This is a genomic window from Novosphingobium colocasiae, assembly GCF_014652555.1.
Lineage (GTDB): Bacteria > Pseudomonadota > Alphaproteobacteria > Sphingomonadales > Sphingomonadaceae > Novosphingobium > Novosphingobium colocasiae.
On sequence record NZ_BMZA01000033.1, the window covers coordinates 1 to 11,395 of the forward strand.

Consider the following 11,395-nt stretch of genomic DNA (forward strand, 5'->3'; position numbering starts at 1 on the left):
CCTCGTCGCGTTCGAGCCGGCTTCCACTCCAGCGCCGGGCTGAAGTCTGCGCTTGGGCGTAGGGGCTACTTATTGCCCCGATCACCGTTGGGGTCCGATCAGCGATATCCCCCCATCGAGACAGATGTTCTGACCGGTAATGAATCTGGCCTGCTCCGAGAGCAGGAAGCGCACGAGATGGCCTGTGTCCCATCCAGTGCCTTCGCGCTTGATGAGGGATGCGTCGATGCGGGTCTGCCGGCGCTCTGGAGTGAGCATTGGGGCAACCGCCGGAGTATGGACCGGACCCAATATGATCCCGTTCACACGAATACCACTTGCACCATGATCGGCAGCAAGAGTCGCGGTCAGTGCGTTCACCGCTCCTTTGCTGACCGAATATACCGTCGAATTTTGCGGCCTGATGCTGCGCAACGAACTTATGTTCACGATCGAGCCGCCGCCGCTCGTGATCATCGCCGGAATGGCGTATTTGCACATCATGACCATGCTCTCGACGTTGATCGAGAAGACCTCTCGCCACTTCTCGATACTGATCTGGGTCACGTCGCCATGGGCCGAAGTGCCTACGTTATTGTCCAGACAATCGAGGCGGCCAAAGCGATCCAAGGTCATTTCAACCACTGACCGGCAATCATCTTGCCGGGTGACGTCGGCAGCATAGGCAAAGGCGTCACCGCCTTCGCTTTCGATCATTTCCACGGTCTTCTCCGCCAGATCCAGCGATCGCGCGACCACGCAGACCTTCGCACCCGCACGCGCCAGCAGTACGGCGGCGGCCCGACCATTTGTAATTGATGGCTCATGGGGGCTTCCAACCGGCCCGCCGCCTCCGGAAACGATCGCGACTTTTCCCTTCAAGCCGAATTCATCGTTTGCCATTTGTCCCAGCCTTCAAATGCACTGCGGTGAAAATACATGGCTCAGGCATCGCACTGCTCGGACGATGAGATTGAGTCGGGCCCGCTGGCGGGCGTTGTAAATCTCATCTGCTTCGCAGCTCAACTGTTGCCGCACCAAGCACTGCAATGCCCGGACATAACCGATTTCGCGAACCGCTCCCTGGAGGTCGCCTTCAGTGACAGCAACCAAATTTGCGAGTGCATTCACCGCGCCTTCAACTTCCACCACTTGACCAGCCAAAGCAGCGGCGGGCAATACCGCCGCCAATTACAATTCAAAGCACTATTCTGGTCCAAAACAAACCGCTACAAGCCTGTATCGCCTAAATCATGGAAATAGTTGGCGTAAAAATCATGCTTGTCAACAACGGCCCGAGCTCCGGGAACCCCTCACTTGTACCGCCAGACGAAAGCGCCTTCGCGCGAGCTGGACGGCTTCAGGTCGATTACTCACCAGCATAAATGACACAGTGCCATTCCCCGCTCTGGCGAGCTTCCCTTCGAATGGTTTCGCTACCGCAAGATAGCCTGACCCGATCCGTTCGACCAAGCGCACATCTTGTCGACGTCACGCAGCCGCGTCGCTCCTATGCGGGCTACATCTCGTCGAAGACCGCTTCGCCTTTTCGAAAATGTTGGTCGCGACCCTGAGATAGCCAGTAATTCAGATCTTACCAGTATAGCTCTTGCGATCACGTCTTCTTGTCATATCCGTAAGCATCTTCGGTTGATCCGGCGAAACCGAGAAGTTCGGCGATCTTCGCAGTGCGCCAAGGCGGACTTTCCGGGATCCAATGTTCTTCCTGGCTGAGGACGCTGGGCATCCTGTCACGGACTTCCTCGATCGTGGCGTTTTGACCGATGTCGCCGATGGTCTCAATCAACCGCACACAAGAAATGCGCCCGCCTGCGACCGTGAGGATCTCCCCGTTTACCTTGCTTTCATCGTGACACAAAAAGCCGACGATCGGGGCCGCCAGCTCTGTTTTGAGATTTTCCCGGAACCAGTCCATGAACGGAGATTGCGGAAATCGATCAGTCAAGCGGGTGGCAGCGGTGGGTATGATGACGTTGGTAAGGATATTGTCCTCAGCACCGCTTTTCGCGAGGGAACGGCACATGCCGATCATCGATGACTTGGCGGTGCCATATGGCAGGCTGTTGGCGGTACCCCAAATTGCGGCTGAGGAAGTCAGCACAATGCGTCCCCCACCTTGACTCCGCATGTGGGCCCAGGCCGCATTGATCATCCAGAACGGCGCGAACGTGCTGACCCCCAGAACGCGGGCGAAGAGGTCCGAGGGAATTTTGTCGATCTCGATCGTGCCCGGTGCAATTCCGGCGTTGTGGACGATCGCATCGATCCTGCCAAAGCCATCGAGGCAAGCTTCCACCGCCCCCCGAGCCTCACGCTCCACGGAAAGATCGCCCGTAAAGGCGATTGCCTCTCCGCCTGCGGCCCTGATTTCCTCGACCACCTGATTTGCAGGATCGCCGACGCTGCCGTCTCCCGCGACCGACGCGCCATTGTCGCTGACCACGACGCGGGCGCCAAGCTGCGCCAGCAAACGGGCATAATCCCGACCCAGGCCGCCGCCAGCACCGGTAACCAGCGCCACTTTGCCGTCAAATCGGAGATCTTGCTCAGTCATGTCTTCCAACCGATCCACTCTTAATGCGTCCGCTTGGCAGCGACGTTGATCCTGCAAACAAGGATAATCAGGCGGTAATCAGGCAGCCTTGGCTTCCGTCCACCGCTTGGGTGCGGTGTTGAACGACCGCCCCGCGCCTTCGAGCCTGACATCGACCGCGAGCAGGTGTCCGCTGCCCGGATCGAGGTAAGCCACGACGTTGACGTCGGAGGACGATTCCACGAAGTGCTCGATCGTAGGGCAGCCATCTGTCCAGGAATCCGGGCTGACGGCCAGCGGCGCGCCGCTCCGGGTGCTGATTGCAACCGCACCATGCTGCTCCACGCCGACATATAGCGGAGCCGGGGCACCTTGCGCGGCAAGCCGTAGATCAGCCGTCCAAGTGAGCGGCTTAACGGCAGGCTGCGCGCGATCTAGGCGCTCGCGAAGCTTCTGGGCACGCAGCTCGGTAGTGCTCCTGACGTCGCCGACGATGACGCCGTAGACGGCCTGCGCATCCTCCGCCGAGATCCGCATGTCTGTGACATCCGCTTCCACCATCGCGGGTTCGCGGTCCAACGGGTCCCCCCAGCCACCGCCGCTCGCGCAATCGATCAGAACGCCTTCGCCCTCCTTGAGAGGGATGCCCTGTTGGTGACATGCCAACGGGTCGATTGAGCCATCGCGACGCCGGATGTGGAATTCGGTGACCGCACCCGGCAGGCCGCCGCCCAAGCCGGCAATCGGGACCCTTTCGCGATTGCCCATCAGCGTCATAGACAGCCCATCTGTGCCGCGCACGACATATTCCATCGACATTCCGGCGCCCGACCGGAACATTCCGGCACCGTTGAGCCCTTCGCGCGGCCCACGACGATTGATCAGGATCGGATACCAGGACTCCACAACTTCCACGTCGACCAACTCGGTCGCAGCCCCATTGCCGAGACCTTCGTAGAAGGTGTCGCCTGGATCCCGGTCATGTCCGGCCGAGGTTCCCACCTTGCCGCCGTCAAGCATCAGCCAACCGTCCGGCTTGCCATTGAGACCGATGCCAGTGAGCGTGTGATTGGTGATGCCCGAACCAGCCGACGGCCCGGACATTCTGGCTCGCGCCGTAGAGTTCGGCGACGCCGCAATGGCAAGGTTGAGCGTGTGCATACCGACCTCGGACGCGTTCATCCCGACATCCAAGTGCGGCGCGCCGATCGGGGCCGGCGGCTGCGCGTCGAGCAACGATCCCGGGCGGCACAAGACTTCGAAAATCTTGAACGTGCCCTCGTTCAAAGGGAGGTCATAGCCGAGCGTGGCACCGACCTGAACGCCCAGCAGGCTGGTGATGACGTAAGGCTTTGAATTGAAGTAATGCGAGGACTGCGGCGACGCCTCGGTATAATCAAAAGTCAGCTTGCCATCGCGGACGGTGAGCGTGCAGGGAACCTTGAAATTTTCCTCGGTCCATTCCGACCAGCTTACGAAGCTATACTCGCCTTCCTCGAGGAGCTCGACGCGCCGGCGCATCTCTACTTCGGTCAGACGAATAAGATCCGCCGAGGCTTCGGCCAGCGTATCGGCGCCATATTCCTCGGCGAGCTTAATGATCCCCTGCTGGGTTACGTAACAACCCGAGATCAATGAGCGGATGTCGATTTCAACCAGATCGGGAAGGCGAATATTGTTCCGCAGGATCGCCCAGATATCACCCTGCTCTTCGCCATTGCGCGAAATCCTCACCGGAGGAAACCGGAAGGCTTCCTGGTAACATTCGGTCGCGTCAGGCGAGAAGGAGCCAAGCACGGACCCGCCCATATCCATCATGTGCGCGGAACAGCCCACCCAGCCGATGAGCTTGTCTTCAGCGAAAATAGGCATGTGAACGTAGACGTCCTGCGCATGGAAGCCACCGCCCGAATAGGGGTCGTTCACCATGAAGACGTCGCCGGGAGCCAAAGTGTCTCCGTGCAGTTCGAGAATTTTCTCGACGCCATTCGAGCCTGTATGGAAGTGGATCACGATTGCCCCGCCACCAACCAGCAGAGCGCCCGAGGCATCATAGATTGCGCATGAACAGTCGCCGCTATCTGCAACGGCCGGGCTGACGGCGGTCCGCTTGATGTTCTTGGCACCATCGTTGGCAATGGCTTCGAGCTTGCAGCGAATGACTTCGAGGACAATAGGGTCGATCATGAGATTACCGATCTTGCGAAGCGTTGAAACGGGTAACGAGGGTCTGACCTTGGGTGAGGCTTACCGTCGAGTTGGCCGGCACCCAGAGCGTCGTATCTACCGTATCGAGGAGTGCTGGACCCTGAATAGCATGATTCAGGCGAACTTTTTCCATGTCATACACGGGGATCGATGCCTGCTCGTTGCGCGTTGTCCAGACCAGACGATGCGTGTCAGGCTCCAAGTGTGATGTCTGCGCAGCCGGCAAATCCTTGGGAAGCGAGGCACGGATCGACTTGCCCTCGCCGATGACGCGAAGGGTCGACAACTCGATCGGCGCATTGCGGGCCATGCTGTTGGCCCCGTTGCGTGCCGTATATTCCCGACGGAAGATTTCGATCAATCGATCGCCTTGCAGATCTTCCTTCTGGATCGACACGGTCAGTTCGGACTTCTGGCGCCGAAACCGCAGATCCGCTTCGAACGAATAGCGGCGGTCGGCTTCGGCGACACCCTGGCTTTCGAGTTCCTTTCGGATCGTTTCGATCAATCTTTCGAGAAGGTCCAGCGCACTGCCATCGCTCAGCGGCAGCGATTGGTCGACCGGAACCATCCGTTCCGAACGCAAGTCGGCCGTGGCGGCACCATAGGCCGACAGCACCGATGCAACGCGGGGCGTCAGACACGCGGCGAAGCCGAGTTCCTGGGCGATGGGAGGCGCGAAAAGTGAGCCGGAGCCTCCAAACGCAATGACCCCGTACTGGCGAGGATCGAGCCCGCCCGAGGAAATCCTTGCACGGACGGCCTTGCCCATTTCGGCCAAGGCGATCTCACGGATGCCATAGGCGGTCTCGATCGCACTGTAGCCGAGCTTCTCACCGAGCTTGGCGCATGCTTCGCGCGCGCCTTCTACATCCAGCTTCATCTTGCCGCCCATGAAGGCGGCCGGATCGATATAGCCCAGCAGGATCATGGCGTCGGTGACCGTCGGCTGGGTGCCGCCGCGGCCGTAGCAGACAGGGCCGGGGTTTGCCCGGGCAGAAATCGGGCCGACCCGGAGGAGGCCGCGGCTGTCGATCCAGGCGATCGATCCACCGCCCGAACCGATCGATTCCACATCGACCGCCGCAAGCGCCGTAGTGATGCCCTCGATCTCGATCCTCTGACTGCGCTCGGCATAGCCGCTCCGCACGACCGCCACGTCAACGCTCGTCCCGCCCATGTCGCAGCACAGGGCGTCAGGGATTCCGGCGACCATCGCGACTTCGGCGGCAGCGGTTGCGCCGGCGGCCGGGCCGGAAGAGGCCAGAGCCATCGGCGTCCTGCGCGCTTCGGCGGAACTCATCGTGCCGCCGCCAGAGTGCAACAGCATCAGCGGAACCTTGAGGCCCATTTCGATAAGCGTGTTTTCCAGCTCTTCGACGCCATCCAGCGCACCCGCGGTAAAGGCGTTGAGCATGGCGAGCGTGGTGCGCTCATACTCGCGCATGATCGGATGAAGCTCGGAGCCGCAAAACACAGGTAGGTCAGGCCACGTCGATTTGATAACTTCCGCGGCCGTCTTCTCGTGCGCCCCGTTCTTGAAGGACCAAAGGAACGAGATGGCAAAGGCGTCGACGCCCTCGCGTTCGATCAACTCCTTTGCAGCGGCCCGCACTTCCTCGGGATCGATCGGCGAGATCACGTCGCCATTTCGGTCGATGCGTTCTGCCATGCCGCGAATGCGAGGGCGCGGAACAGGATTCCACGGCTTCATCAGCCACCCGTGCTCGCCGATCCGCTTATTGCGGGCGGTGTGCAGTTCATCCTCAAACCCTTGGGTCGTCAGAACGCCAACATTGCGCCCTTTGCGAGTAGCGAGCACGTTGGTGACGGCCGTCGTACCAAGGCCGAACCGCACCGTGTTTGCAATCACCTGCTCGGGCGAAGCATCGATCTGTTCCCCGATGCGGCCAATGCCGCCAAGAACCCCGTCTGCGAATCGTTGAGGGTTAGTGGGAAACTTGGCGCGCCAAGTCGACTCACCGTCGCTGCAAACGACGTCTGTAAAAGTTCCACCGACATCCACGCCAATGACCAGATTCATTATGGTCTCACTCCACTAACTATCGAGCATGAGACGGAAAAAATTTATGAGATCTCGCCCAATTCTGTCTCGTCAGATCCATCACCATTTAACAGGTACGGATGCATACCGGAGAATTCAGATTAGAGGCACACCTCTCCGTCACGAAGCTTATTATCGACTGCCCGCCTCTCAAGAGAGTCGAAGAGCCTTGCCCGTTCTGCCCTCGCACACTCATAAGGGCAACTCGTTGGCCTAGGTCTCGAACTGACCAATTACACCTGTAATTCGAACGAGGTTCTACCGTAACCTACCGGCGCGCTGAATATCGGCGTGAAGGCACCCAATTCACGCCGGTGAATGCAACGGTTGTTGATTCTGTTTGGTGGCCCGCGAGGTGCCAGATACGTCACGCCAAGAAACTCGGCAGTATCATGGAACATCTCGCGGACAACGAGTTCAGCCCTTGTCTAAGGCAGTGCCGACCGCTTGGCAAAAAGCTCATTGCGCGAGCCATTCCAACGTTGGCGGCATCCGTTCCACGTGCACCTTGACCCCGCTAAGCAGTGACATGTTGCTCAGTGGTTCAAACGTTCCTGGCCCGGTTGGTGGCAGCGCGTTAAAGTTGGCCCCTGGACTTCGCTGCGCCACCGACAGTCCATAGGCATGGCGATGGCCAAAGCCATGAGTCATCGCAACCACGCCCGGACGCAGGGTATCATCAATGAACGCGCGGGTTTCAATTTCTCCTGAATCGGTGGATACACGGACAGGATCACCGTCGGCCAGGCCCAGCCTTTGCGCGTCGGCACCGCAGACAAGTAGCGGTGCCAAGCCCTGACGGCCGCTCCGCAATATCTCCACGTTGCTCAGCGAGCCATTGTGCATATGCGGTGTTCGCCGGGATATGAGTCTCATCAACCCCTCAGGCTCATTCAGCCGCTCAGCAAATTGCTCGTCGCAGCGCTGGAAAAGACCGGATGTGACAAATTCCGCAGGGCAACAGTCAATCCGGCCATGGGGATGTTTGACGCATCGCTCGAATAGCGATTCTGGCGGGACATCTGGGAAGCGGATGGCATTGCCCGGCGCAGCGCGCAGCATGTCGATCGTAAGGTCCTGGGTTGCGAACAGCGCCTCAAGTGCGGAAAAGCCGTCCTTGTCCTCCGGCACCGCGTCGAGCGGCGAGGAGATTCCGAGTGCTTGCGCCAGGCGTCCCATAAACCACCAATCGCTGCGTCGACCAGCTGTCGGGGACACCACCGGATCGGCGTAGCGCAAATGCGGGTGCGTCTGCATGCCGAACGCACCGGCATAATTGAAATCCGGCCGCTCCAACCAATCCACCCCCGGAAGGGCGAAATCAGACATCTCTGCTGTCGCGCTTGGATAGATATCAATCGACACCAGAAGATCCAGCTTCTCGAATGCTGCCCGCAGCCGCGCTTCGCCGCCGATCGACAGCAGGGGATTGCCGCCCAGATTTATCAACGCGCGAATGTCACCGGCCTCGATCAGGTCCGGCAACACGACAGACGGTAAGTTGGTGTAGCCGATGGGATCAGACAGATTGAAATCGCCGATCGAAGTATGGACCACTTCCCGCCGGACAATCGCCGGCAAGTCAAAGGCGAGACCGGCGGGCTTGAGCGAGCCTCCGGGACGGCCAAGATTGCCGGTTACAAGATTGAGCATGTCGATAAGCCAGGCGCCCAGCACGCCATGGCCGCTCTGGTTGAGGCCGGTGGCGGAATAGGCAACGGCCCCGGACGCATTACTGAATTCATCGGCGACCAGCCGGATGGTTTCGGCCGGAATTCCGGTGACCTCCGCCACTGCCTCGGCCGGATATTTCGACACGAAGTCGATCAGCCCATCGACATGGATCGCCCGGCGCTCAAGCACATCGTGATCGAAGCGGCCAAGCTGATGGATCGCCTCAAGCAAGGCGGCAAGAAAATACACGTCGGTTCCGGGCTTGATCTGCAGGGTTTCGCCGGTCAGCTCGCTCGAGGATTCGATCACCCGCGGGTTGACGAACACGATCTTTGCGCCGCGCTTCGCCATCGACTTGAGCAGGTCAGGATTGTTGGGTGTAGCCATCATCGTCCAGCGCGAAACCATGGGGTTGCTGCCGACACACAGAAGATAGTTGGTGGCTTCTAGATCGGGCACGAACTGGGCACCCTGGGTTCCGAACACGGCTTCCGCCGCCGCGATCCGGTTTACGGCGTCCTGGGTATTCACGCTGAAGCGCATCTTTGTGCCCAAGGCACCGATCACAGCCTGCGCCAGCGGGAAGGCCGTGCTGTTGAAGGCGAAAGGGTTGCCGGTGAAAAACGCCACCGAATTTGGCCCGTGCTCAGCGATCAGCGACTTTATGCGCGCCGCGATCTCTTCGATCGCGTCCTCCCATTCCACATCGACGAATTGGCCCCTTGGTTCGGAGCGGGGGTTTTTTCGCCGGCGCGGCCAGTTTAGGCGGTCTGGATCGTTGTGAACCGCGAGATAGGACGGCCCCTTGTGGCACGCCACGCCACCGATCGGATCGTCAAGGTTGGGCCGCAGGCTCTGCACCCGGCCATTGTCGTCCAAGGCCGCGACGAGTGAGCAGCCCGGCTCGCAAATCCGGCAGAACGTCGTCTTTTCCTGTGCCATTTCAGGTTCTCCCGGTGGCCGCGCAACTAATCAGGTCGTCACGATTGGTAATCTTGCGGCGCGGCCGCCCCTCCGCGCGCCCCGCTGCGAGTTCGGCATGATTGATCCTGCGCCAGCCGCTGCCGGACACCAGCGGATGTTTTTGCGCGATGGCTTCGAGCGCAGAGTTAGCGGACGAGATCGGTGGCAAGAGCTTGCCCTCCTCCCAGTCCTCTAAAAGATTTGCAACGGTTTCGGCGGAACAGATTCGATTGCTGCCGATGACACCGCGGCATCCGCGCTTGGCCCATCCCGCGACGTAGACGCCGGCCATTGGCCCGTCATTTGTCATGACGCGCCCGGCGACATTGGTTATGACAGACAGTCTCTCATCATATGGGAGGCCGGGCACGCTTGCTCCCCGGTAGCCAATCGCACGCAAAACGAAGCCAGTGTCCAAAGTCGATTCATGCAGGGGTCGGTGAATGGCTTCATTGGCCGAAATTGCCGGGAAGGTGTCCGCCAGCAGCAGACGCTCGACACGCCCATTGCCTTCAAAGGCCAAGGGTGAGCTCCAAAAGCGGAAAACGATTTTGCGCCCCGCCTCCCGCCGTGGCCGACCGGCGAGATTCCGAAGCGTCTTCATTTTGCGCCGTACGTGCCATTCGGCCCCGGCCAGTTCCGCATCGGTTTCGTCAGGAACAATCGCGCCGGTGACCTCAATGTCCACATCGGTCAAATGCGCCAATTCCTCCAGCTCGGGGTTGTGGAATGCCCCGTCCATTGGACCTCTGCGACCGAGAAGGACGACTTCGCGGATGTTGCTCTGCATCAGCGCGTCGATTGCATGGTCGGCTATGTCAGTCTTACGTAACTCAGCAGGAGGCGTCATCAGGATACGGGCGAGGTCGAGCGCTACGTTACCGTTGCCGACGATCACTGCACGGTCGCCCGTAAGATCGAAAGGGAGGTCCGACTGGTCTGGATGACCATTGTAGAACCCCACAAAGTCATTTGCTTGCCAGCTACCGGGAAGGTCTTCCCCCAAGATGCCAAGGCGACCATTACCCGACGCGCCGGGGGCCACGATCACCGCGTCATAACACGCGGAAATCTCTTCTAAGCTGATCGTTTTTCCAATTTCGACGTTGCCAATAAAGCGCACACGTTCATCGTTAAGGACAAAGCTAAAGAGACGGTCGACTATTTGCTTTTTTTCCGGATGGTCCGGGGCAACGCCGCCTCGGATAAGGCCCCAAGGTGTCGGCAGGCGGTCAATGACATCCACGGATACAGCGCCCCCTTGGTAGCGGAGCAACTGCTCAGTCGCATAGAGGCCGGCTGGTCCCGCGCCAACGACCGCCACAGACAGGCGTCCAGAAGTCATAGCTTCACCTCAGCAAAATACTCTCGATTGATTGCAGCATAGTGCTGCCACTTGCCTGGAAGAGCGTCCTCGTCATAAATCGCCTCAACCGGACAGACATCCACGCACGCGCGACAACTGATGCAACGATCAGGATCAATGAAAAGCTGTTCAAGATGATGTGCGTCGGGCGCTGGCTTGATGCAATCGACGGGGCAGACGGCAGCGCACGAAAAATCCGCTACGCAAGGCGCTGCAATCACATAGGCCATCAGGCGAGCCCCTGAATCAGTTTAGGCTGCGCTTTGGCCCAATCCGTGCGGACCAGGGTGGTCACTGCATATGTCATGACTACCTCACCTAATATGTTACCTCTGTGCCTCGCTGGGCGCGTTTCTGGCGACGAATTCTTGAAGCGAGCCATCTTTGCGACCCTTACTCTCAGCGGCGGAGCTTGTCCCAGCGAGTTTTGGCCTCGCCGATTTTGCTCTCGCCCTTTTATGATGGCAACTCATTGGCAGAGGCCCTGAACACAACAATTACATCTGCAATTCAGAAATGGGATCGTGTGTGGATGCCCCCAGGTTTGCGAGGGGATTTTCTGACATTTCGTGGCTGAGCGCTTCCA

The 11,395-nt window shown here is 59.5% G+C and carries 8 protein-coding genes; 1 reads left to right on the forward strand and 7 read right to left on the reverse strand.

Annotation, left to right across the window (positions count from 1 at the left end; all coding sequences use genetic code 11):
* Positions 1-81 precede the first annotated feature (81 nt).
* Positions 82-882, reverse strand: coding sequence for an SDR family NAD(P)-dependent oxidoreductase (locus IE122_RS17555; protein WP_189622542.1), 801 nt, complete (start codon positions 880-882; stop codon positions 82-84).
* 36 nt (positions 883-918) lie between these two features.
* Here IE122_RS17555 and IE122_RS17560 point away from each other — a divergent pair, with 36 nt between their 5' ends.
* Positions 919-1,242: a hypothetical protein gene (locus IE122_RS17560; protein WP_189622543.1), complete on the forward strand. Its 324-nt coding sequence runs from the start codon at positions 919-921 to the stop codon at positions 1,240-1,242.
* A 352-nt stretch (positions 1,243-1,594) separates the two neighbouring features.
* On the opposite strand, the gene IE122_RS17565 is transcribed toward IE122_RS17560, so the two are convergent.
* The 6 genes from IE122_RS17565 to IE122_RS17590 form a co-directional block, all read right to left on the reverse strand.
* Complete coding sequence (locus tag IE122_RS17565) at positions 1,595-2,554, reverse strand: SDR family NAD(P)-dependent oxidoreductase (RefSeq protein ID WP_229814365.1); 960 nt, start codon at positions 2,552-2,554, stop codon at positions 1,595-1,597.
* Between the two features lie 78 nt (positions 2,555-2,632).
* On the reverse strand, positions 2,633-4,720 hold the full coding sequence (locus tag IE122_RS17570; RefSeq protein ID WP_189622545.1) for a hydantoinase B/oxoprolinase family protein: 2,088 nt from the start codon (positions 4,718-4,720) through the stop codon (positions 2,633-2,635).
* 4 nt (positions 4,721-4,724) lie between these two features.
* Positions 4,725-6,785, reverse strand: coding sequence for a hydantoinase/oxoprolinase family protein (locus IE122_RS17575; protein ID WP_189622546.1), 2,061 nt, complete (start codon positions 6,783-6,785; stop codon positions 4,725-4,727).
* Positions 6,786-7,265: 480 nt separating this feature from the next.
* Positions 7,266-9,422 carry a molybdopterin-containing oxidoreductase family protein gene (locus IE122_RS17580; RefSeq protein ID WP_189622547.1) on the reverse strand — a complete coding sequence of 719 codons (2,157 nt, stop codon included), beginning with the start codon at positions 9,420-9,422 and terminating at the stop codon, positions 7,266-7,268.
* Position 9,423: 1 nt separating this feature from the next.
* Positions 9,424-10,788: an FAD-dependent oxidoreductase gene (locus IE122_RS17585; RefSeq protein ID WP_189622548.1), complete on the reverse strand. Its 1,365-nt coding sequence runs from the start codon at positions 10,786-10,788 to the stop codon at positions 9,424-9,426.
* Positions 10,785-11,039: a 4Fe-4S dicluster domain-containing protein gene (locus tag IE122_RS17590; RefSeq protein WP_189622549.1), complete on the reverse strand. Its 255-nt coding sequence runs from the start codon at positions 11,037-11,039 to the stop codon at positions 10,785-10,787. Before IE122_RS17590 ends, IE122_RS17585 begins: the two co-directional genes overlap by 4 nt.
* Positions 11,040-11,395: the final 356 nt, after the last annotated feature.